Origin of the sequence: Streptomyces sp. NPDC020898 (assembly GCF_044333925.1) — a bacterium.
GTDB lineage: Bacteria > Actinomycetota > Actinomycetes > Streptomycetales > Streptomycetaceae > Streptomyces.
Map to the genome: position 1 here is coordinate 525,912 of NZ_JBIRRV010000006.1, position 22,080 is coordinate 547,991.

The 22,080-nt window shown below is 70.9% G+C and carries 15 protein-coding genes; 6 read left to right on the forward strand and 9 right to left on the reverse strand.

Going from position 1 to position 22,080, the window contains the following annotated elements; genetic code table 11:
• Positions 1 to 61: 61 nt before the first annotated feature.
• From ACH4TV_RS22230 to ACH4TV_RS22255, 6 genes are all read right to left on the reverse strand, one after another.
• The gene (locus tag ACH4TV_RS22230; protein WP_398400612.1) at positions 62 to 1,573 is read right to left on the reverse strand and encodes an MFS transporter; all 1,512 of its coding nucleotides are present in this window, start codon (positions 1,571 to 1,573) and stop codon (positions 62 to 64) included.
• A gap of 191 nt (positions 1,574 to 1,764) precedes the next feature.
• Positions 1,765 to 4,581, reverse strand: a complete 2,817-nt coding sequence (locus ACH4TV_RS22235; RefSeq protein WP_398400614.1) for an NHLP bacteriocin export ABC transporter permease/ATPase subunit — start codon at positions 4,579 to 4,581, stop codon at positions 1,765 to 1,767.
• A gap of 1 nt (position 4,582) precedes the next feature.
• The gene (locus tag ACH4TV_RS22240; RefSeq protein ID WP_398400616.1) at positions 4,583 to 6,805 is read right to left on the reverse strand and encodes an NHLP family bacteriocin export ABC transporter peptidase/permease/ATPase subunit; all 2,223 of its coding nucleotides are present in this window, start codon (positions 6,803 to 6,805) and stop codon (positions 4,583 to 4,585) included.
• On the reverse strand, positions 6,802 to 7,608 hold the full coding sequence (locus ACH4TV_RS22245; RefSeq protein ID WP_398400618.1) for an HlyD family efflux transporter periplasmic adaptor subunit: 807 nt from the start codon (positions 7,606 to 7,608) through the stop codon (positions 6,802 to 6,804). The genes ACH4TV_RS22240 and ACH4TV_RS22245 overlap by 4 nt, the downstream gene beginning before the upstream one ends.
• 155 nt (positions 7,609 to 7,763) lie before the next feature.
• Positions 7,764 to 7,982: a type A2 lantipeptide gene (locus tag ACH4TV_RS22250; protein ID WP_398400620.1), complete on the reverse strand. Its 219-nt coding sequence runs from the start codon at positions 7,980 to 7,982 to the stop codon at positions 7,764 to 7,766.
• A 495-nt stretch (positions 7,983 to 8,477) separates the two neighbouring features.
• Positions 8,478 to 8,795, reverse strand: coding sequence for a thioesterase (locus tag ACH4TV_RS22255; RefSeq protein WP_398400622.1), 318 nt, complete (start codon positions 8,793 to 8,795; stop codon positions 8,478 to 8,480).
• 189 nt (positions 8,796 to 8,984) lie between these two features.
• On the opposite strand from ACH4TV_RS22255, the gene ACH4TV_RS22260 reads away from it, so the two are divergent.
• Positions 8,985 to 10,361 (forward strand): S1 family peptidase, encoded by a 1,377-nt coding sequence (locus tag ACH4TV_RS22260; protein WP_398400623.1) that lies wholly within the window; start codon positions 8,985 to 8,987, stop codon positions 10,359 to 10,361.
• A 93-nt stretch (positions 10,362 to 10,454) separates the two neighbouring features.
• Here the strand turns inward: ACH4TV_RS22260 and ACH4TV_RS22265 are convergent, their stop codons facing one another.
• Positions 10,455 to 12,590, reverse strand: coding sequence for a SpoIIE family protein phosphatase (locus ACH4TV_RS22265; RefSeq protein WP_398400625.1), 2,136 nt, complete (start codon positions 12,588 to 12,590; stop codon positions 10,455 to 10,457).
• A 345-nt stretch (positions 12,591 to 12,935) separates the two neighbouring features.
• Between ACH4TV_RS22265 and ACH4TV_RS22270 the strand changes: the two genes are divergently transcribed.
• The 5 genes from ACH4TV_RS22270 to ACH4TV_RS22290 all read left to right on the forward strand — a co-directional run bounded on the left by ACH4TV_RS22270 (position 12,936) and on the right by ACH4TV_RS22290 (position 19,236).
• The gene (locus ACH4TV_RS22270; RefSeq protein WP_398400627.1) at positions 12,936 to 15,407 is read left to right on the forward strand and encodes a SpoIIE family protein phosphatase; all 2,472 of its coding nucleotides are present in this window, start codon (positions 12,936 to 12,938) and stop codon (positions 15,405 to 15,407) included.
• Between the two features lie 100 nt (positions 15,408 to 15,507).
• Positions 15,508 to 16,575 (forward strand): glucose-1-phosphate thymidylyltransferase, encoded by a 1,068-nt coding sequence (locus ACH4TV_RS22275; protein WP_398400629.1) that lies wholly within the window; start codon positions 15,508 to 15,510, stop codon positions 16,573 to 16,575.
• Positions 16,572 to 17,564 (forward strand): dTDP-glucose 4,6-dehydratase, encoded by a 993-nt coding sequence (gene rfbB, locus ACH4TV_RS22280; RefSeq protein ID WP_398400631.1) that lies wholly within the window; start codon positions 16,572 to 16,574, stop codon positions 17,562 to 17,564. The genes ACH4TV_RS22275 and rfbB overlap by 4 nt, the downstream gene beginning before the upstream one ends.
• Positions 17,561 to 18,436 carry a dTDP-4-dehydrorhamnose reductase gene (gene rfbD, locus ACH4TV_RS22285; RefSeq protein WP_398400633.1) on the forward strand — a complete coding sequence of 292 codons (876 nt, stop codon included), beginning with the start codon at positions 17,561 to 17,563 and terminating at the stop codon, positions 18,434 to 18,436. The genes rfbB and rfbD overlap by 4 nt, the downstream gene beginning before the upstream one ends.
• Positions 18,433 to 19,236, forward strand: a complete 804-nt coding sequence (locus ACH4TV_RS22290) for a class I SAM-dependent methyltransferase (protein ID WP_398400635.1) — start codon at positions 18,433 to 18,435, stop codon at positions 19,234 to 19,236. The genes rfbD and ACH4TV_RS22290 overlap by 4 nt, the downstream gene beginning before the upstream one ends.
• 86 nt (positions 19,237 to 19,322) lie before the next feature.
• Here the strand turns inward: ACH4TV_RS22290 and rfbC are convergent, their stop codons facing one another.
• Together rfbC and ACH4TV_RS22300 are read right to left on the reverse strand one after the other, a co-directional pair.
• Positions 19,323 to 19,922: a dTDP-4-dehydrorhamnose 3,5-epimerase gene (gene rfbC / locus ACH4TV_RS22295; RefSeq protein WP_398400637.1), complete on the reverse strand. Its 600-nt coding sequence runs from the start codon at positions 19,920 to 19,922 to the stop codon at positions 19,323 to 19,325.
• A 4-nt stretch (positions 19,923 to 19,926) separates the two neighbouring features.
• Complete coding sequence (locus ACH4TV_RS22300; protein WP_398400639.1) at positions 19,927 to 21,903, reverse strand: glycosyltransferase family 2 protein; 1,977 nt, start codon at positions 21,901 to 21,903, stop codon at positions 19,927 to 19,929.
• Between the last annotated feature and the right edge of the window lie 177 nt (positions 21,904 to 22,080).

Here is a 22,080-nt window from a genome sequence, read left to right on the forward strand (position 1 = left end):
GCAGGAGGGGCCGCCGTCTCCCTGAAGACGGCGGCCCCTCGGTCTCGGTGACCCGGCAGGGTCACATGTGGACGACCGCCGCGGCGTTCTCGTCCTGGACCGGTACCCCGGGGCGGTACAGCAGGAAGGTGATCAGCGCGCCCGCGGCGAAGAAGCCGGCCGACCACCAGAAGGCGGTCGTGTAGCTCTCGACCGTCGACTGGGCCTGGACCAGCTTGTCGCTGGCGTTGCGGCCGGACAGGTAGTTGGTCGCGGCGCTCGCGGCGAGCGTGCTCAGCAGTGCCGTACCGATCGAACCGCCCACCTGCTGCATGGTGTTGACCGTCGCGGAGGCCACTCCCGCGTCCTCGGCGCCGATCCCGCTGGTCGCCAGCTGCATCGCGGGCGGCATGATGACGCCCATGCCGAGGCCGATCACCAGCAGTTGCGGGAGGACGGCGGTGCTGAAGGACGAACCGACGCCGATACCGGTCAGCCAGGCCATGCCGGCCGCGCCGAGGGCGAAGCCCAGCGGGATGATGATCTTGGGGCCGAAGCGGGGCACGAGCCTGGTGGTGGACACCTGGGCCGCGACCATCAGGGCCGCCATCATCGGCATGAAGGCCAGGCCGGTCTTCGTCGGGCTGAAGCCGAGGTTCAGCTGGAGGTAGTACGTGAGGAAGAGGAAGACGCCGAACATTCCCGCGCCGGAGATGAGCACGGTGAGGAACGAGGCCCCACGGTCGCGGTCGAGCAGGACGCGCATCGGCAGCAGCGGGTGCTTGGCCCGGGTCTGCCACCCGGCGAACGCCGCGAGGAGCAGCCCGCCCGCGATCAGGAAGCCCCAGGTCTGGGGTGAACTCCAGTCGTGCGTCTCGGCGTTGGAGAAGCCGTAGACCACGGAGAAGAGACCGCCGGAGACCAGGAGGGTGCCCGGAAGGTCGATCTTGGAGTTGGCGGCGTCACGCTGGTTGCCCAGCAGCTTCCAGCCGCCCACGAAGGCGACGACGGCGAAGACCAGGTTGACGTACAGCGTCCAGCGCCAGTCCAGCGCGTCGGTCAGCAGACCGCCGAGCAGCAGGCCCACCGCGCCGCCGGCCCCGGCGATCGCGCCGTAGACGCTGAACGCACGGGCCTTCTCGCGCACGTCGGTGAAGGTCGTGTTGAGGAGGGAGAGGGCGGCGGGCGCGAGGAGCGCGCCGAAGACACCCTGGAGGGCCCGGGCGATGACCAGCATCTCGAAGCTGTTCGCGGCGCCGCCGAGGACGGAGGCTCCGGCGAATCCGGCGACGCCGATGAGGAAGGCGGGCTTGCGGCCGAAGAGGTCGGCGATCCGGCCGCCGAGCAGCAGCAGGGAGGCGAAGGCCAGCGCGTACGCGGTGACGATCCACTGCCGGTTGCCGTCGGAGAAGCCGAGGTCGGCCTGCGCGGAGGGGAGCGCGATGTTCACGATGGTGGCGTCGAGGACGACCATCAGCTGCGCGATCCCGATGATGGCGAGGATCCACCACCGCTGCGGGTTCGGTGCGGCGGACCCCTTGTCCAGGGTGTTCGCGGGGCCCTTCGGGGCGCCTTCGGTCAGGGACTGGGACATCTGAGCACACTCCAGGGAAGGTCGGCTCGGGAAGAGAAACAGAAAGAGGAGTAACGAAGACCAGGGGGTGACGAATACGTAAACGAAACCGTTTCGTACGCCTGACGTCTTGAGGTTAGACCACTTTCATCGAAACGGCAAAGTATCGAAACGGTAAAGTATCGATAGGGGGTGCGGGTGGCCCCGACGGCTCACGCCAGCTGCCGTCGCACCAGCTCGTGGAGCCGTCCGCCGGTGTCCGCCAGCAGCTGGGCCGGGGGGCCCTGCTGGGCGACCTTGCCGTCCTCCATGACGATGACCCGGTCCGCGTCGAGCACCGTGGACAGGCGGTGCGCGATCACGATCCGCGTGGCGTTCAGCGCGCGCGTGCTCTCGATGACGATGCGCTGCGTCTCGTTGTCGAGCGCGCTGGTCGCCTCGTCGAAGAAGAGGATGCGCGGCCGGCGGATCAGCGCCTGGGCGATCATCAGCCGTTGCCGCTGGCCGCCGGAGATCGCGCCGCTGCCCTGGACGATGGTGTGCAGGCCCATCGGCATCCGCTTGATGTCCTCGGCGAGGCCCGCCATCTCGGCGGCGGCCATCGCCTCCTCCGGCGTGTACGGCTCGGTGCCGCAGATGACGTCCAGGATCGAACCCGTCATCGGCTGGGCGTGCTGGAGGACGACACCGCACTGCCGCCGTACGGCCGACTGGTCGAGCGCGCCCAGGTCCTGGCCGTCGTACAGCACACTGCCCGAGACCGGTTTGTCGAAGCCGATCAGCAGCCGCAGCAAAGTCGACTTGCCGCAGCCGCTGGGGCCGACGATCGCCACAAACTCGCCCGCCTTCACCTGGAAGGACACGTCGTCCAGGACGAGCGGGCCGTCGTCCGCGTAGCGGAAGGCGAGGCGGCGGGCCTCGATCGCGCCGGTCAGCACGCCCGGCCGGGTGCTCGCGACACGTACCTCCGGGGTCGCCTCCAGTACCGGCTTGATCTCCTCGTACAGCGGGAGCGCGGCGACGCCGGAGACGAAGGCGCCGGTCAGCTGGGTGACCGAGGTCAGGAGCATCGTCACCGAGGTGTTGAAGGTGAGGAAGGCCGCCGCCGACATCTCACCGCGCGCCGGGCCCGCGAGCAGCATGAACATCAGCAGGGTGCAGATCGGCAGGTACACCGCGCCCAGCACCGTGGTGAGGTTCTTGATGCGGCCGACCTTCTGCTGGAGCTCGCGGCTGCGCGCGAACTCGCTCGCCCAGGCCGCGTACGCGTAGTTCTCGGCAGCCGCGACCCGCAGCTTGGGCAGGCCGCGCAGGGTCTGGAAGGCCTGGTTGTTCAGCTTGTTGGACAGGACGATCAGCCGCCGCTGCCAGCGCACCTGCCACAGCCCGAGCCCGAGGAACACGGCCGCGATCACCACGAGCATGCCGATCGCGGCCAGCGCCATCGGGACGCTGTACCAGAGGAGCAGGCCCAGGTTCATGGCCGCCACGGTCACCGACTGCGTGACGACCGGCGCAACTCCCGCCAGCAGCTTGCGAATCGCGCTGATACCCATCGCCGCACTGGCCAGCTCACCGGTGGAGCGCTCGGTGAAGAACTTCGTCGGCAGACGCAACAGCCGGTCCCAGACGGCCGGTTGGAGCGTCGCCTCGATCCGGCCCTCCATCCGGAGCAGGGTGAGGTTCTGCATCAGCATGAAGGCCGCCGCCACCACACTGCTGACCATCACGGCCAGACAGACCTGCACGATCAGCGTGGTCTGCGCCCTGGGCACGAACTCGCCGAGGATCTTGCCGGTCGCGACGGGCACCAGCGCGCCGATGGCGATCGTCACCAGGGTGCTGATCAGCAGGTTCACCACATCGCTGCGGCTGCCTCCGATGCTGAACCGGAGCAACCTGAGAGGGCTCATCCCGCTCTCGGGCAGCGGGCGGTAGAACATCACCGCCCGTTCCTCGAACTCCGCCGCGTTGGCCTTCTCCACCGGCGTCTCGCGTCCCGACGACGGCTGTACGGACACATAACCGCCGCGCCGCCACAGCAGCGCGACCGGCGTACCCGACAGACTCCGGTGGCCGACCAGCGGGCCCACGTTGTCGTGCCACCAGCGCCCGTCGAGCCGGACGGCCCGGGTGCGGACGCGCGAGGCGAGCGCGATCCGCTCGACCGGGTCGAGCCGATCGCTCTCGGTGCCGCTCTGGGCGGGCTCGGCGAGCGTGATCTTCGCCGCCTCGGCGACCAGCTTGCAGGCCGCGTACGTGGCGTCCGCGTCGGCGGCGGTCGTGCGCTTCGCCGACTGCTTGCCGATCGACGCCAGCAGCGTCCGGTCGGCCTGGGCGCGCACGGCCTCGCCCGCCTTGATCCCGGCCGCCGTACGGGTCTCGTGGCGGCGTTCCAGCTGCTCGATCCACCGGTCGAGGGTGGCGAGCAGCCGGTACTGCTGGTCGACCATGCCCTGCCAGACCCCGGGGTCGATGAGGAGATCGGCGGCGGCCTCCGCCCCGTACAGCGATCCGTACTGCACGCTGCCCGGCGGGACCTGCATCCAGAAGACGTCGTCGTCGGTCGGCGCGGCGGCCCGCTCCGAGGCCATCGGCGCCTGGAAGAGGATCGACAGACCGCGTCCGACGCCCAGGGCGAGGGCGTACTCCAGCGGGCTCGTCGCCGGGGGGACGTACTGCGCGTTGCCGTAGTCGTCGTACGACCAGGTCTCCGTGCCCGGCGACTGGTACAGCTCGCGCAGGTTGATGCGGTGCACCACGCAGTCGCGCACCGGGCGGGCGACCAGCGTGTGCTCCGGTCCGGTGACCGGGCCCAGCAGCAGCGCGCCCGCCTCAAGCCGGCCGATGTGATGCCACTGGCCCTGCTCCACGGCGTCCACCGCGTACAGGTCGAGCGCGCCGGACGCGACCAGCCACAGCACCTGCGGGCCTTCGAGGTCCAGGCGGGTCTGCCCGGCCAGGTCGAAACGCGTCCCCATCTGCCCGAGCGCGGTCAGGACGACATCGCCCTCGGATACGGTCGTCATGTCAACGCTCCCTGACCAGCTCGGCGTACGCCCCGCCGGCCGCCACCAGGGCGTCGTGGCGCCCGCGTTCCACGATCGTGCCGTGCTGGAGCACGACGATCTCGTCACTGTCGCGCACGGTGGAGAGCCGGTGGGCGATCACCACACAGGCGCAGCCGCGCTTGCGCAGGTTGTCGATCACGGTCTGTTCGGTCTCCGCGTCCAGCGCGCTGGTCACCTCGTCGAGGACGAGAATGCTGGGGTTGCGCACCAACGCCCTCGCGATCTCCAGGCGTTGGCGCTGTCCGCCGGAGAAGTTCCGCCCGTCCTGCTCGACCCGGCTGTGGATACCGCCCGGCCGACGCGTGATGACGTCGTACAGCGCCGCGTCCTCGAGCGCCGCCACCACCGACTCGTCCGGGATCGAGGGGTCCCACAGCGCCACGTTGTCGCGGACGGTGCCCTCGAAGAGGAACACGTCCTGGTCGACGAAGGAGACGGACGCGGCGAGCGCCCCGCGCGGAATGTCGTCCAGGCGCTGCCCGTCGATGCGGATGACGCCCTCCCAGGGGGCGTACAGGCCCGAAATCAGCCTGGACACCGTCGACTTGCCGCTGCCGGAGCCACCGACCAGCGCCACCTGCTGACCCGGGCCGACGGTCAGGTCGAAGCCGGACAGCAGGGGCTTGTCGAGCGGGCTGTAGCCGAAGGTGATGTTCTGGAGCTCGACGTGGCCGTGCAGGCGGCGCGTCGAATCGCCGCCGCCCGGGCGGGCGTACAGCGGGTCGGCCTGGAAGTTCTCGACGTCCTTGAGCCGGGCCACGTCCGCCGCGAAGTCCTGGATGCGGCCCGCCACCCCGTTGAGCCGGGTGAGGGGCGCGGTGAACCGCACGACCAGGGCCTGGAACGCCACCAGCAGCCCCACGGATATATGGCCCTCGACGGCCCGCATCCCGCCGATCCACAGGATCAGCGCGCTGTTCAGCGTCGCGAGCGTCGGTGCGACCACCCCCAGCCAGGCGCTCGGCACCCCCAGCCGCTGCTGCTCCTCCAGGGTGGTCGCGTGCTGCCCGGCCCACTTGCGGAAGTAGCCCTCCTCGCCGCCGGTCGCCTTCATCGTCTCGATCAACTGGAGCCCGGAGTATGCGGTGTTGGTCAACCGGGCGTTGTCCGCGCGCAGTTTCGCCGTCCGGGTGGCCCGCAGCCGGATCACCACCCGCATGGCCACGATGTTGAGCAGGGCGACGCCGATACCGACGGCCGTGAGCTGCGGGTCGTATGTATAGAGGAGTACGGCGTACAGCACGACGACGACCGCGTCGACGCCCGCCGCCGCGAGGTCGCGGGCCAGGGTCTCGGACACCGCGTCGTTCGACTGGAGGCGCTGGACCAGGTCGGCCGGGCTGCGCTGGGAGAAGAAGGTGACCGGGAGACGCAGCAGGTGACGCAGGAAACGGGCGCTGCTCAGGGTCGAGGAGATGATGCGGCCGTGCAGCAGGTTGGCCTGTTGCAGCCAGGTCAGCACCAGGGTCAGCGCGACGCATGCGCCCATCGACGCGAACAGCACGTTCAGCATCGAGGTCTGGCCGCCGATGAGGAACGTGTCGATGTAGGTGCGGCTGAGCGCGGGCATCGCCGCGCCCACCGCGACCAGCAGCAGGCTCGCCAGGATCGCGGCGGGCATCGTGCCCGAAGTGCCGCGCAACCGGGCCGGCATGGCGCCCAGGACGCCCGGCTTACGGCCGCCCCGCTCGAAGTCGGGACCCGGCTCCATGACGAGGACGACACCGGTGAAACTGGAGTCGAAGTCCTCCATCGGCACGAACCGGCGGCCCTTGCCGGGGTCGTTGATGTACACCCCGCGGCGGCCGAGGCGGCGCCCCATGCCGTCGAGGACGACGTAGTGGTTGAACTCCCAGAACAGGATCGCGGGCGCGTTCACCTCGGCGAGCGCGGCCGTGTCCATCTGCATGCCCTTGGCCGTCAGCCCGTAACTCCGGGCTGCCTTCAGGAGGTTGCTGGCACGGGAGCCGTCCCGCGACACACCGCAGGCGATACGCAGCTCTTCGAGGGGGATGTGCCGCCCGAAGTGGCCCAGGACCATGGCGAGCGAGGCCGCGCCGCACTCCACGGCCTCCATCTGGAGGACGGTCGGTGTACGGACGGACTTGCCGGTGCCCTTGGGGACCGTGCGCCGGGGCGGGGCCGAGCGGCGCTTGGCCCGGGAGTTCGGTGCGGGACTCACGGCAGCAGCCAATCGACGGGACGCTGGTCGGACAGCCGGATCGAACCCGAGGCCAGGGTCATGGAGGTGAGCGTGAACGGCGGCCCGTCGGCAGAGGACCACTGGTAGCCGCTCTTCGTGGCCGACGACCTGTCCAGCTTCACCAGGACGGCGACCGGCCGGCCCTTCTTCGTGAACTGCTCACCCAGCTGACTGTCCCCGAGGAACGCGCCGATCTGCTGCTGCGTCTGGGCGGCCCGGTCCACCGACTTCACATGGCCGCGCAGCACCCCGTACTGCTGGGTGGGTGCGGTCTGCACGGTCAGGTCGACGGCCGCGTTCGCGGGAATCGTGGCCGCGTTCTCGGCCGGGACGTACACCGTCGCGTAGAGCGGGTCGCTCGCGCGGGCGACCTTCTCGACGGCCGCGATGTTCGTGCCCGTCCCGATGATCTGGCCGATCGTGGCCGCGAGCGCGGTGAGCCGGCCCGCGGCGACCGAACGGACCACGGAGTCGCCGGAGGCCGTACGGACCTTCAGTACAGGGGAGTTGGCGGGCAGCCGGGCGCCCTCCTCGGCGAGGACCGCGGTGATCTGGCCGGAGACGGGGCTCTGCAGGACGTAACTGCCCTCGCCGTGCGTGAGGATGGCGGGCGCGCTGACCGTGGAGGAGACGGAACCCGTGACCGCCCACACGGACGCGGCGGCCATGACGACGACCGTGACGGCGAGGACGAGCCAGCCCTGGGGGCGGGCGAAGCGCACCGGCAGGTCCAGCTCTTCGGGCGACTGGAGCTTGGCGAGGGCCTGTTGGCGGAACTGCACGGGCTTTCCTCACCTGCGTGGGAAGACTTGCGTGGGACGACACGGGGACGACCGAGAACCGGCGCGCGGCAACAGGGCCGGGCCGGTCGGCTGAGGGCAACCGAGAGTCCCGGAACCGGGAAACGGTTCCGGGACTCAGCGGCGCAAGGCGTCGGTCAGAGACCGGCGACCAGGCCGGTGACCGCACCGGTGTTCAGGCCGGAGAGGCCCTCGACGGTGCCGACGACCGAGCCGACCAGCGGGGTCACGCCGGGGGCAACGGTGTCCACCAGGCCCGTGACGGTGCCGACGGCGTTCAGGGACAGACCGCCGGAGACGGCGTCGAGAGCGGCGTCCGACAGCTCGGCGGTCTCAACCTGGGGGGTGGAGTTCATGAGGGAACTTCCCTTCGATAGGGGTATTTCACAAGGGGGGAGCGGCCCCCTCTGGGGGACAGATGACGGCCGCGACCGCAGGACTGCTCAGATTCGTTTCCGGAACCTGTGCGGTCCCTGCGATGCGATGGATCAAAGCACGCCCGCACATCGGCCTTCCAATCAACCAACCCCCTCACCAGGGCACTTGAGCCCCGGGAGCCCCCATAGGTGAGGACGCGCGCACGCCTTGGTGGCGACTTCTTCACATGCGGCACCGCTTCGGCGCACCCGGCCCCTTGCGGCCGGGCGGCCGCGTCACCCAGGGGCGCGCGGCGGAATCGGACACTCCGGCACCAAGGGTGTGGCGTGTAACGGGCGGATGTGCGGAACCGTCGTGTGCGGTGACCCCTCTGCGTATTCGATGTGCAGATTCGCTGAAGCCTGGATTCCGCTCGGTTTCATCGACGCAACGCCATGAGTCGATTACGGCAAGTGGACTTCTGCTCCTTTTCGTCACCTGGAGCCCATCCTCGTCCGGCGGCCGGGCTTCGTGCGGACCGTCTCGATCAGGACATCGGAACCGGTCACCGCGCGCGGGAAGACCGTGGATCGCCCGACCGGCGTCATGGGAGCGGACGCGGCCCGTGCGCGGCAGTTGTCGGGGCCTGCCACGGCAACGCGCCGGCCTCCCGGGCCCGCCGTGCTGACCAGGGCATTCGAGAGCAGCGCGTGAGGCGTGACCGACTCCCCGGCCGGCCGGCCCGGACCGGGCACTCGGGAGGCGAAGCCGACGGAAAGGACCGTGTCTGCTTCGGCGGGCGTCATCGTCATATGGGTGGTTGTTCCCGGCGCCGTCGGTCAGCTCTTGGCCATGGCCGATTCGCGGTTTCGCAAAGGGAGTTGGCAAACACGTTTGAACGCCCCACTCGGCCCGTGCGTACCTACAGCCATCCAGGCGCCCCAGTCGGTCGCCGATGAACGATCGGCGGCTAAGACCCCGCCCCGCAGGAGGTCAAGAAGTTGAGTCACAAGCGAATTCCGAAGCGTAAGGCCGCGATAGCGGTGGGCAGTGTCGCGGCGCTCGGAGCGGCGGCACTCCTGCTGCCCAACGCCAACGCGTCCCAGACCGACGCGGCGGACGGCGCCACTCCGAAGACCCTTCAGGCGACGGATGCCTCGGATCTGGCCTCGCAACTGCAGGAGCTGCTCGGGGACGCCTTCGCGGGCTCCTACTACGACGCCGACAAGCAGCAGCTCATCATCAACGTCGTCGAAGGTGACAACAACAACGTCATCATCCAGGCCAAGCAGGCCGGCGCCGCCGTCCGCGAGGTCGAGAACAGCATCGCCGAGCTCAAGGCCGGCGCGCAGACGCTGAAGGCCGAAGCGACCATCCCGGGCACCGCCTGGTCCGTCGACCCCCGGACCAACAAGATCCAGGTCACCGCCGACAGCACGGTCACCGGCGCCAACTGGGACACGATCGAGTCGACCGTCGAGAGCCTCGGCTCGGGCATGGCGACCATCAAGAAGAGCGCCGGCACCTTCAAGACGTTCGTGGAGGGCGGCGACGCCATCTTCGGCGGCGGCGCCCGCTGCTCCCTCGGCTTCAACGTGGTGACCGGGGACGGCACGCCCGGCTTCCTGACCGCCGGTCACTGCGGTGTGGCGGCGGCCGAGTGGTCCGACGCGGAGGACGGCGCGGCCATCGGCACGGTCGAGGCGGCCACCTTCCCCGGTGACGGCGACTTCGCACTCGTGAAGTACAACGACCCGGCGACCGTGGCCGACAGCACGGTCGACGTCGGCGACGGCCAGACCGTCGACATCCTCCAGGCCGCCGAGGCCGAGGTGGGCCAGCAGGTCTTCCGCATGGGCTCCACGACGGGCCTCGCCGACGGCGAGGTCACCGGCCTCGACGCCACGGTGAACTACCCCGAGGGCACGGTCACCGGCCTCATCCAGACCAACGTCTGCGCCGAGCCCGGCGACAGCGGCGGCTCGATGTTCACCCAGGACGGCGGCGCGATCGGCCTGACCTCGGGCGGCAGCGGCGACTGCACGGTCGGCGGCGAGACCTTCTTCCAGCCGGTCACCACGGCCCTGGAGGCCGTCGGCGCGACCCTCGGCGCGGGCGACGCGGGCGCGGGCGCCGGCGAAGAGGCCGGCGCCGGTGAAGAAGCGGGCGTAGGCGAAGAAGCGGGCGCGGGCGATGAGGCCGGCGCGGGCGAGGAAGCCGGCGTCGGTGAAGAGGCCGGCGTCGGTGAGGAAGCCGGCGTGGGTGGCGCAGAGGCCGGACTCGGTGAAGAGGTCGGCGGTGACGAGCTCGGCGGCGTGGACGACCAGACCGGCAACGGCGCCGACGACGGCACCGGCCTGGAGAACCAGGACCACTGATCGGTCAACCGAGAAGTAACGGCCGTCAGTGAAACGGTCCGGCCCTCCGGCGGGAGGGCCGGACCGTTCTCCGTGTTTCACGGCCGTCGCCCGTCAGCTCTCTGCCCGCACCCGCAGCAGAAGCAGCGCGATGTCGTCCACCCGCTCCGTCGCCCCCGCACCGAACTCGACCAGCCCGTCGGCCAGTTCGTCCAGCGGCAGGTCCCCGGTCTCCGCGAGCCGCCGCCCGAGGGCGTCCAGCGCCTCCTCGATGTCGACGCCCGGAGACTCGATCAGCCCGTCGGTGTACAGCGCGAGAACGCAACCCGGCGGAAGGTCGACCTCGGTCGTCGGGTACGTGGCCGAGGCGTCGATCCCGAGCAGCGGACCTCCGGCCAGATCGAGCACCCGCACCTGCCCGTCCGCGCGCCGCAGCAGCGGCGGCGGATGCCCCGCACGGGCCAGCACCGCCCGGCCGGAACCAGGATCGAGCCGCAGATACAGACAGCTCGCGAACAGCTCGGTGCCGAGATCGATGAGCAGCCGGTTGGTGCTGCTCATGACCTCGTCCGGCGCCTGGCCGACGGTCGTGTACGCCCGTACGGCCGTACGGAGCTGGCCCATCAGCCCGGCCGCCGTCACGTTGTGCCCCTGGACGTCCCCGATCACCGCCGAGGCCCGCCCGTGCGAGAGGACCAGGTCGTAGAAGTCGCCGCCGATGTCCATGCCCTGGGTGGCGGGCAGATAGCGCGCGGCGGCCTCGATACCGGGCAGCGACGGCAGGGAACTCGGCAACAGGGCGGCCTGGAGGCCGTGCGCGAGCCGGTGCTTGGCGTCGTACAGCAGCGCCCGCTCCAGAGCCTGCGCGATCAGGCCGCCGAGACTCGTCAGCACGGCGCGCTCGTCGGCGGGGAACGCGTGCCGCTCGGTGTAGCCGAGCACGCAGGTGCCCACCGGCCGCCCGGACGCGATCAGCGGCAGATACGCCCAGGCCGCCATCGGCCCCGGTACCTCGCGCGCCGCCGGATACAGCCGCTCCAGCTGCCCCCGGGACTCGAAGAACGCGGGGACACCCGTGGTGAGCACCTGGGTCCCCGGGGTCTGCTCGGTCAGCGGCAGCCCGTCGAACCGCTCCACGAGGTCCGGGTCGGCGTACCCGCGATGCCCCAGCACGTGCATGCGCCCGCCCCGCGAGCCCAGCATCACCAGGGTCCGGCAGCCCACGGCCGGCATGATCTCGTCCGCGACCAGCTGGACGACGTCCTGGACGCCCGCCGCCTCGGTGAGCGCCCCCGCCAGCGACAGCACCTGCGAGATCGTGACCAGGCTGGACGGGCCGCCCGGCCGGCGCCCCGCACGGTCCAGCTCGGCCACCGCCCGGGCCCTGGTGATGCGGACGCTCAGCCCGCTCGTGCTCGGATACAGGCGGAACGACAGCCAGTCGCGGGGCGGACGCAGCGCCACGAACGAGGTGACGTGCTGGCTGAACAGCGCGGCGCGGTAGCGGTCCTCGTACACCGGATCGTCGAGCCAGGGCACCGACGCCCACAGCCGGGTGCCCAGCAGTTCGCCCGCCGGGGCACCCAGCAACTCCGTGGCGGCCGCGTTGACGAAACAGACCCGCCCGTGCAGATCGAGCGAGCACAGCCCGTACGGCAGCCGCGCCACCATCCGCGCCGCCTCGACCGTGCCGAGGGTGTCGGCCACCGTCGCCCCGGGCGCTGCGGTCGGCAGATCCGCCTCGGGCCGCAGCGGACGGCGCCCGGCCGCGGCCCGCTCCAGCCGCAGCGCCAGCCGGTCGCAGGCCGAGGTGAGCTGATACCGCTCCCGGTCGGACAGCTCCGATGGATGTGAGCCGGGCCAGATCATGAAGACCACCCCGTACAGCGTCGAGGCGGTAGCCAACGGGACGGCGGCCACCGCGAAGGGGTAGGGCAGGACGATGGCGACCCGCGGATACCGCCGGGCCATCTCCTCCTCGCCTCCCACCCAGACGAGCTGCCGTTCCCGTGCCGCCTGCGCGACGGGAACCGGTGAGCCGAGCCCGACCCGCTCCCAGGGCGCGGTGAACGCCCGGGGCAGTCCCGCCAGGACCGCCATCTCCAGCACCGGCTCACCGGGCACCAGCAGATACACCCCGCCCGCGTGGGCGTGGAGGTCGTCCATCATCCCGGCCAGCGCCAGCGACAGCAGCGGTCGCCCGAACGCCGCCGAGGCCGCGGCCTGCGCGGATGTCTTCCCCTCGGCCACGCCGCCCACCTCCTCGCCCGGCCGCGCGTTCCCGGGACCAAGGCTCCCCCCTGCGGGCCGGTGGCGCATCCGATGGCGGATCCGGCGCCTGAGCGCTCCGCTGGAGGTGCCGCGAGGGGCCGTCGGTCCGCTGAGGCGCCGTCGTGGCTGGTCGCGCCCCGCGGCGGAGCCGCAGATCGACACAGCCCCGCGCCCCTTGCAGGGCGCTGCCGAACCGCAGCCGATTTCGCCCGACCTGCTCAGCAGCGGCACCCGGTCGTTGCCGGGCCCCACGACCGCCTCGGGGCACCCCGACGAGCCCACTCAACGTCACAGGGGCTGCGCCGGAGACAGATACGCGCTGTAATGACGAACGTGGTAGGTGAGGGCGCCGCAAGGCGCGGAACGAGAACGACGCGTGCCGAACTTGCCCTCAAAACGCTCGCCGTCGACCTCGACCCGCGCGAGCGTCTACGGCGAGTTCTCGAGCAGGCGCTCGTTTTCGCGGGCGCGGCCGTCGCCGCCGTGTACACCCCCGGCGACACCGGTGACCTGCTGTGTCTCGTCGAGTCGGCCGGTGTCCCCAGGACCCTTTACGGCCTGCGCGACAGCTACGCCGTGGCCGCCCGCTCACCCGCCGCCGACGCCCACCGCACCGGACACCCGGGCTGGCTCGGCCCCGAGGACCTCGCCGGCCGCGCCGAGTCCCGGCGGCTGCCGGCCGGCGACTTCTTCCTGGCCGCCCTGCCCGTCCGCGCGGGGGCAGCGGTCGGTGACGGCGGCTGTCTGCTCGCCGTGACGGAGAGTCCCGGTGGCTTCGACACCGAGGCCCGGGACTGCCTCGTGCTGCTCGCCGAGGCCGTCGCCTGGCCCACCCCGCCCGCCGCCGGAGTCACCGGTGAGCTGCCGCCCAACGCCTTCAGCCTCGCCATGGACAGCGGGCGCGTCGAGGTCGGCGACGAACTCCTCGAACTGTTCGCGCTCAGCAGGGCCGAATTCGATGGCAAGGTCGAGACCCTGCTCGGCCTGACCGTGCCGGAGGACCTGCCCTCCCTGATGTCCGTCGTCGAGGCCGACCACATGTCCATCGGCGACCGGGAGCTGGAGTTCCGGGTGCTCCAGCCCGCCGGACCGCCCAGGTGGCTGCGGCTGCGCGGCCGGCTCGTCACCGTCGGAGAGGGCCGGCCCGCCCGGCTCGTGGGCACCGTCGGCGACGCCTCCAAGCTGCGCTCCGGCGTCACCGACGTGGCCCGCGTCCAGCGCCTCGCCGCCGCCCTGGCCACCGCCGGTACTGTCCGTGACGTCAGTCAGGCCGTCGTCAACGCGCTGCGCGAGCCGCTGCGGGCCGACCGGATCGCCCTCGCCGAGCTGGAGAACGAACGGCTCGTCGTCACCGTCCTCGACCCGCCGTCCCCCGAGTCCTGGCCCGAGCTGTGGCGCCTCGAGTGGCGCTCCGAGTGGCCCGAATCGCCGGTCCGCTCCATGCCCACCCTGGCCGCCGCCCTGCGCGAGGGCCGCGCCGCCATCTGGCCCGCAGGCACCGAACTGGAGCCCGCGCTCGACGGCGTCGGCCCCGGAGGTCTCGCCGTGCTGCCGTTGCCTGCCGGCGGCCGGATGGCCGGCGTCTGCCTGATCGGCTGGGACAGCCCGCACGAGTTCGGCACCGACGAACGCGCCCTGCTCACCGCCGCGGCGGGCCTCGCGGGCCAGGCTCTGATGCGCGCGCACGCCTTCGACGCCGAGCACGAACTCGTCGGCATGCTCCAGCGCACCCTGCTGCCCCGTCGGCTGCCCAAACTGCCCGGCGGCGTCGCCGAGGCCCGCTACCTCCCCACCACCGAGGGCCTGGAGGTCGGCGGCGACTGGTACGACGTGATCCCGCTGCCCGACAACCATGTCGCCCTCGTCATCGGCGACGTCCAGGGACACAACGCGGGCGCCGCCACCCTCATGGGCCAGATGCGCACCGCCCTGCGCGCGTACGCCGTCGAGGGCCACCCGCCGGACGTCGTCGTCTCCCACGCCAACCGTCTTCTTGTCGACATGGAGACCGACCTCTTCGCCACCTGCTGCTACGTCGAGGTCGACATGGAGGAGGGCACCGCCTGGTACGTCCGGGCCGGCCACCTCCCCCCGGTCGTCCGCCACCCCGACGGCACCACCGAGATTCCCGAGTCCGACGTCGGACCCCCGCTCGGCGTACAGCTGCGGGCCGACTACCCGATGAGCATGCTCCGCCTCCAGCCCGGCACCCTGCTGGCCCTCACGACGGACGGCCTCGTCGAGTCGGCCGAGATCGACATCGAGGACGGCCTCGACGGCCTCGCCGACTTGCTCGCCGCCGCCGACCCCGCCCACCTCGGCCCGGTCGCCGACGTCCTGCTCGCGGGCGCCAACCGCAACGACGACGTGGCCCTGCTCCTGCTGCGCTACGACGGCATGGAGCGGCGCCCGCTGCGCGAGAGCTGGACCGTGTGGCGGGTGCCCGAGGCGGTCCGGCACGCCCGCCGCTTCACCCGGCGCTCCCTGCGCGGCTGGGGCGTAGGGAGCGCCGGGGACGACATGGACACCGTGCTCCTGGTCGTCTCCGAACTGGTGACCAACGCTCTGGTGCACACCGACGGCCAGGTCCGCCTCGACCTCACCCTCGTCAACGGCCGGCTGCGCGTGGCCGTCGCCGACAACTCGCCCCGCACGCCCATCAAGCCGACGAACATCGGCTGGGAGGCCACCGGCGGCCGTGGCCTGTTCCTCGTCGAGGTCACGTCGGCGGCTTGGGGGACCGTGCCGGTCAGCGGCGGCAAGCAGGTGTGGAGCGAGATCGCGCTGCAGGCCTGACGGCCCGGCATCCCTCGTACCACCGTGCGGGAAGGCACCCGTACCGGTCACTGGGAGGCACCGAATATTCCGCGCGGGAAAACGAAGCTAGGGTGAACGGATGAAGGCTCTCGTGCTCTCCGGCGGCGCCGGCACGCGGCTTCGGCCGATCACCCATACCTCGGCGAAGCAGCTCGTACCCGTGGCGAACAAAGCCGTGCTCTTCTACGGCCTGGAATCCCTCGCCGACGCGGGCATCACCGAGGTCGGCATGATCGTCGGTGACACCGCGGCCGAGATCGAGGAAGCGGTCGGCGACGGATCGACGTTCGGACTGAAGGTCACCTACATCCCGCAGGACCGGCCCCTGGGCCTGGCCCACGCGGTGCTGATCGCCCGGGACTTCCTCGGTGACGACGACTTCGTCATGTACCTCGGCGACAACTTCATCATCGGGGGCATCAGCGACCTCGTCGACGAGTTCCGCAGACTGCGCCCGGACGCCCAGATCCTGCTCACCCAGGTGCCCGACCCGCGCTCCTTCGGCGTCGCCGAACTCGACGCGGACGGCCAGGTGATCGGCCTGGAGGAGAAGCCGGAGCACCCCAAGAGCGACCTCGCGCTCGTCGGCGTGTACCTCTTCACCCCGGCGATCCACGACGCCGTACGCGCCATCAGCCCTTCCCGGCGCGGCGAGTTGGAGATCACCCACGCCATCCAGTACCTCATCGACGCCCGGTCCGACGTACGATCCACGCTGATCAAGGGCTACTGGAAGGACACGGGGAACGTCACCGACATGCTGGAGGTCAACCGCATGGTCCTGGAGGGCCTGGAGCGGCGGATCGACGGCGACGTGGACACCGCGTCCGAGACCATAGGGCGGGTGGTGATCGAGGAGGGCGCGAGCATCAGCCGCTCACGCATCGTCGGACCCGTCGTCATCGGCGCCGGAACCGTCGTCAGCGACTCCTACGTCGGGCCGTTCACCTCCGTCGCGGAGAACTGCCGGATCACCGACAGCGAGCTGGAGTTCTCCATCGTGCTGCGGGACTCCTCCATCGCCGGGGTGGGCCGCATCGAGTCCTCGCTCATCGGCCGGCATGTCGAGGTGACCCCGGCCCCCAGTGTTCCCAGCGCCCACCGACTCGTCCTCGGAGACCACAGCAAGGTGCAGATCCACTCATGAACCTCCTCGTCACCGGCGCCGCCGGATTCATCGGCTCCACGTACGTCCGCACACTCCTCGCGTCCGACGCCCCCGACGCGCCCCGGATCACCGTGCTGGACAAGCTCACGTACGCGGGCACCCTGGAGAACCTGCCGACCGGGCACCCCCGGCTGACGTTCGTCCAGGGCGACATCTGTGACGCCGAGCTCGTCGACAAACTCATGGCCGAGGCCGACCAGGTGGTCCACTTCGCCGCCGAGTCCCATGTGGACCGCTCGATCACCGGCGCCGCCGACTTCGTCCACACCAACGTGGTGGGCACCCAGGTCCTCCTGGACTCGGCCCTGCGCAACAACGTCGGCCCGTTCGTCCACGTCTCCACCGACGAGGTGTACGGCTCGATCGAGTCCGGCTCCTGGCCGGAGGACCACCCGCTGGCCCCCAACTCGCCCTACTCGGCGTCGAAGGCGTCCTCGGACCTGCTCGCCCTGGCCTACCACCGCACCCACGGCCTGGACGTGCGCGTCACCCGCTGCTCCAACAACTACGGGCCGCACCAGTTCCCCGAGAAGGTCATCCCGCTCTTCGTCACCAACCTCCTGGACGGCAAGAAGGTCCCGCTGTACGGCGAGGGCCTCAACGTCCGCGACTGGCTGCACGTCGACGACCACTGCCAGGGCGTGGAGCTGGTGCGCACCGGCGGCCGGCCCGGCGAGGTCTACAACATCGGCGGCGGCACGGAGTTGAGCAACAAGGAACTCACCGGCCTGCTCCTCGACGCCTGCGGGGCCGACTGGGACAGCGTGGAGTACGTCGAGGACCGCAAGGGCCACGACCTGCGCTACTCCGTCGACTGGGGCAAGCTCCACGACGAGCTGGGCTACACCCCGCGCCACGACTTCACCGCCGGACTCGCCGCCACCGTCGCCTGGTACCGCGACAACCGCGCCTGGTGGGAACCCCTCAAGCGGCGCGTCGACACCGACGAGAAGCAGGTACGCGGATGAAGTGGCTGGTCACCGGCGCGGCCGGGATGCTCGGCCTGGACACCGTCGAGGAACTCCTCAGGCGCGGTGAGGACGTCGTGGGCCTCGCCCACGCCGCCCTGGACATCACCGACCCCGACGACCTGCACCGCGTCTTCACCGAGCACCGGCCCGACCTGGTCGTCAACTGCGCCGCCTACACCGCCGTCGATGACGCCGAGACGGACGAGAAGACGGCGCTGCGTATCAACGGCATCGGACCGCGCCTGCTCGCCCAGGCCTGCGCCAGGCACGGCGCCCGGCTGATCCACGTCTCGACCGACTACGTCTTCGACGGCGAGGCCCGCACCGCCCCGTACCCCGAGGACCACACCCCGGCCCCGCGCACGGCGTACGGCCGCACCAAACTCGCCGGTGAACAGGCCGTCCTGGCCACGCTGCCCGACGCGAGCGCCGTCGTGCGCACGGCTTGGCTGTACGGTGCCCACGGCGGCAACTTCGTGCGTACGATGATCGGCCTGGAGGCGCGTCGGGACACCCTCGATGTCGTCGACGACCAACGCGGCCAGCCCACTTGGAGCGCGGACGTCGCCGCACGGATCGCCGACCTGGGACCCCTGGTCGGCCCCGGGACGAACGGTGTCTTCCACGCCACCAACGCCGGCGAGGTCACCTGGTACGAGCTGGCACGTGAGGTCTTCCGCCTCATCGACGCCGACCCGGACCGGGTGCACCCCACCACCAGCGCGGCCTTCACCCGCCCCGCACCCCGACCCGCATACAGCGCCCTCGGCCACGGCCGCTGGAAGCAGGCCGGTCTCGGACCCCTCCGGGACTGGCGCACCGCCCTGCACGAAGCACTGCCACACATCCGCAAGGAGATTTCCTCGTGAAACGTCATGAGTTCCTCCGGGAGCTCCACAAGGTCAGCGCGAACAGGAACTACCTGGAGATCGGCGTCAACGACGGCCGAAGCCTGACCCTTTCCCGGGTACCGAGCATCGCGATCGACCCCGCGTTCAAGGTGGTCTCGGAGATCCGCTGCGACGTCCATCTCGCGAAGGCCACCAGCGACGACTTCTTCGCCCGGCAGAACCCGCTCGCCCACCTCTCGGGCGGCCGGCACCCGCTGCGCAACCTGGCCCGCAACCGCAGCCCGTTCGGCTACTGGCAGCGCACCACCCTCGACCTGTCGTTCATCGACGGCATGCACCTGTTCGAGTACGCGCTGCGTGACTTCATCAACGTCGAGAAGCACTCGGACTGGGCCAGCGTCATCGTCCTCGACGACATGCTGCCCCGCAGCGTGGACGAGGCCGCCCGCGACCGGCACACCAACGCCTGGACCGGCGACGTCTACAAGCTGATCGAGATCCTCGCCCGGTACCGTCCCGACCTGGTCACGGTCCTCGTCGACACCGCGCCCACCGGACAGCTCATCGTCTTCGGCGCCGACCCCGACAACACCGTCCTCTCGGACAAGTACGACGAGATCATGGCGGAGTTCGAGGTCGCGGACCCGCAGAAGGTCCCCGAGAGCGTCCTGGAGCGGACTCCGGCCGTCATGCCGGAGACCCTGGTCGAGGCCGCCTTCTGGGCCCCGCTCGTCAGGTCCCGCAACCGCGGCACCAAGCGCGGCAAGGGCTGGGAGCAGCTGCGCCGCAGCCTGGAGCCGCTGAGCACCAGCCGCTGACGCCGGACTGAACAAAACCCGGGCCCGGCAGCTCATCAGCTGCCGGGCCCGGGCTTTCGTATGGGTTATGGGTTACGGGCCATGGACTACCGGTTGTCGCGCAGTCCCGCGAGGTAGGCCGCGCAGTCCGCGTACGACGGCAGCAGTCCGGACCGCTCGGCCTCCGCCAGCGTCGGCGCCTCGGCGTCCTTGTCCGACAGCACCGGTTCGATGCCCTCGGGCCAGGCGATGCCCAGCTCCGGGTCGAGCGGATTCACCCCGTGCTCGCGGCCCGGCGCGTACCCCGTCGAGCACAGGTACACCACGGTGGCGTCGTCGGTGAGCGCCATGAAGGCGTGCCCGAGCCCCTCGGAGAGGAACACGGCGTGCCGGGTCACGTCGTCGAGCCGTACCGCCTCCCACTGCCCGTAGGTGGGCGAGCCGACCCGGATGTCCACCACGACGTCCAGGACAGCCCCGCGCACGCACGTCACGTACTTGGCCTGGCTCGGCGGTACGTCCGAGAAGTGCACCCCACGCACGACGCCCCGGCGCGAGACCGAGCAGTTCGCCTGCGCGAGGGACAGGTCGTACCCGGTGGCCTCGCGGAACTCCTCGCCCCGGTACCACTCGTGGAAGGTGCCCCGGTCGTCCGGGAAGATCTTCGGCTCCAGTACCCAGGCGCCTTCGATGTCCAGTGCTCGCATGCTGTCAGGCTCCGTTTCCGCGACGCAGCCCGGCCTTGCGCGCGATCTTCCCGAGGGTGCGCCGCACCTTGCGGACCACCTTCTGACCGGTGCTCGGCCCGGCCGGCTTCGCGGGCCGCACGACCTGGACGCGGCCGGCCTTGGCGCTGAGGCCGACGGACATCGCCAGGAAGCGCGGCTCGTCGGCCTCCGGGGCCAGGCACAGCTCGGGCTTCCACGTCCCGTCGGCCAGCGTGCCGGACGGCAGCGTCACCTCGATGAACGCCCCGGAGCCGTCGGCGGCGCCGGACAGCGTGCCCTCCGCCTCCACGGGCGCGGCGGACACCGGGGAGGTGAACCGCAGCCGCGCCTTGGTGTCGCCGGGCACGTGCAGGGGCACGGCGACACGCAGCCGGTCACCCGTGACGGTGACATCGTCCGGCTTCAGGCGGCCCAGGCCGACACCCTTGACCGCGCGGTCGACGTCCAGGGAGAGCGTGGCCTGCTTCCCGGTCCAGTACGGCAGGACCACGCGACCGGCGACCACACCGGCCGGCGGCACCGGACGGGGGTCCAGCTTCACCGGGCCGAGACGGCACTCACGGGTCCAGCCGCCCAGCTTGATCCGGACGAACACATCGAACAGACCGCCGCCGATCGCGACGCCACCCGCCGCGGTGCCGGGATCGACGGTGGCCGTGCCGCGCAGCACCAGCCGCACCTGCCCGTCCTCGTCGGCCGGGAGGATCTCGCGGGTCAGCTCGACGGGCTGGAAGAACTGGGCGGCGGTGGCCCGCTCACGTACGAGGAAGTCCGCCGTCGCCCGGTCGAACCGGGCGACCGTGGACGCGGCCACCCGGGCGATCGCGTCGTCGGCGTCGGTGGGCGTGCCGTCCAGGTCGGCACCGTCGCTGTCGTCCTCCGCGGGGAAGGTCATCGGCTTGCCGCGCGAGGTGAACTCGGCGGTGAACCCGACGTGCAGGACACCATCCCGCCACTCCACACTCTGCGGGGTGGCCGACGGGGCGAGGGACGCCTCCCACTCGGCGAACGCGATCACGTCGTCCAGCCGGTCGGCGGCGATGAGCGCCGCGACGATCCGCTGGGCCTCCTGCATGCCGCTGGCGACACCCGGGCCGAAGCGCTCGACGACGACCCCGCGGATCTCGTCGAACAGCTCCTTGCGGTAGTCCTCGGGCAGCTTCAGCAGACGGTTGCTGCGCATGCGCTCGACCATCTCGTTGCGCAGCCAGCGGCGGAAGAGCCGGTCGCGCAGCGGGCCCGGCTCGGTGTACTGCTCGACGACGTCGAGGGCCTCACGCAGGTTGCGGAAGTAACCGACCGGGTCGAAGCGCTGGAATCCCGCGTTCGAGGCGTCGTCGCGCTTGACGTGGTAGTAGCAGACATAGTCGCTGAGCACGGAGACGTTGTCCGCGCGCAGATACGCCTCGGTCACGAAGACGTGGTCCTCCAGGCGCCGCCTGCCCTCGGGGAAGCGCAGGCCGATGCGGTCGAGGAACGCGCGGCGGACCATCTTGTGCGGGGTGAGGCTGTCGATCAGCGGGGCGTTCTCGACACTGGCCTTCGGGTGGTTGTGCCGGAACAACTCCACCGGCACGGGGCGGCCCTTGCCGGCCATCTTGCCGACGATGACATCGGCGCTGTTGGCCACGCCGTACTCGTACATCCGCTCAAGGGCCTCGTCACCGAGGTAGTCGTCGTTGTCGACGAACATGACGAACTCGCCCTGAGAGGCCTCGATACCGACGTTGCGCGGCTTGCCCGACCAGCCCGAGTTCTCCTGGTGGATGACCTTGAGACGCGGTTCCGCGGCGGCGAGCTCGTCCAGCCGGGCCGGGGTCGCGTCGGTGGAACCGTCGTCGACGAAGATCACTTCGTACTCGTCGGCGGGCATCGACTGCCGTAGCAACGACGCGACGCAGTCCTCGATGTACGGTCCCGGGTTGTACACCGGAACGATGACGCTGACCTTGACCGACATGCGGCTGGAAGCCCCCTTTGGCTTTGCTCCCCGTTTCCGCAACGGCACGGTCCGGGATGCCTGATACTAACCTCGCGCGGGTCACGCGCCCGAAGGGGCGCGGGGAACTGCGCGCTCAGCCACGATGGTGCCGCAGCCGCGCGACGGCAAATCGCGGCACCCCGGGTGGAGCGCCTA

Coding starts and splice junctions, on each gene's coding strand:
- rfbB (WP_398400631.1), top strand. CDS start 16,572: ATGAACCTCCTCGTCACCGGCGCCGCCGGATTCATCGGCTCCACGTAC.
- ACH4TV_RS22230 (WP_398400612.1), bottom strand. CDS start 1,573: ATGTCCCAGTCCCTGACCGAAGGCGCCCCGAAGGGCCCCGCGAACACC.
- rfbC (WP_398400637.1), bottom strand. CDS start 19,922: ATGCGAGCACTGGACATCGAAGGCGCCTGGGTACTGGAGCCGAAGATC.
- ACH4TV_RS22275 (WP_398400629.1), top strand. CDS start 15,508: ATGAAGGCTCTCGTGCTCTCCGGCGGCGCCGGCACGCGGCTTCGGCCG.
- rfbD (WP_398400633.1), top strand. CDS start 17,561: ATGAAGTGGCTGGTCACCGGCGCGGCCGGGATGCTCGGCCTGGACACC.
- ACH4TV_RS22235 (WP_398400614.1), bottom strand. CDS start 4,581: ATGACGACCGTATCCGAGGGCGATGTCGTCCTGACCGCGCTCGGGCAG.
- ACH4TV_RS22300 (WP_398400639.1), bottom strand. CDS start 21,903: ATGTCGGTCAAGGTCAGCGTCATCGTTCCGGTGTACAACCCGGGACCG.
- ACH4TV_RS22255 (WP_398400622.1), bottom strand. CDS start 8,795: ATGACGATGACGCCCGCCGAAGCAGACACGGTCCTTTCCGTCGGCTTC.
- ACH4TV_RS22250 (WP_398400620.1), bottom strand. CDS start 7,982: ATGAACTCCACCCCCCAGGTTGAGACCGCCGAGCTGTCGGACGCCGCT.
- ACH4TV_RS22270 (WP_398400627.1), top strand. CDS start 12,936: ATGACGAACGTGGTAGGTGAGGGCGCCGCAAGGCGCGGAACGAGAACG.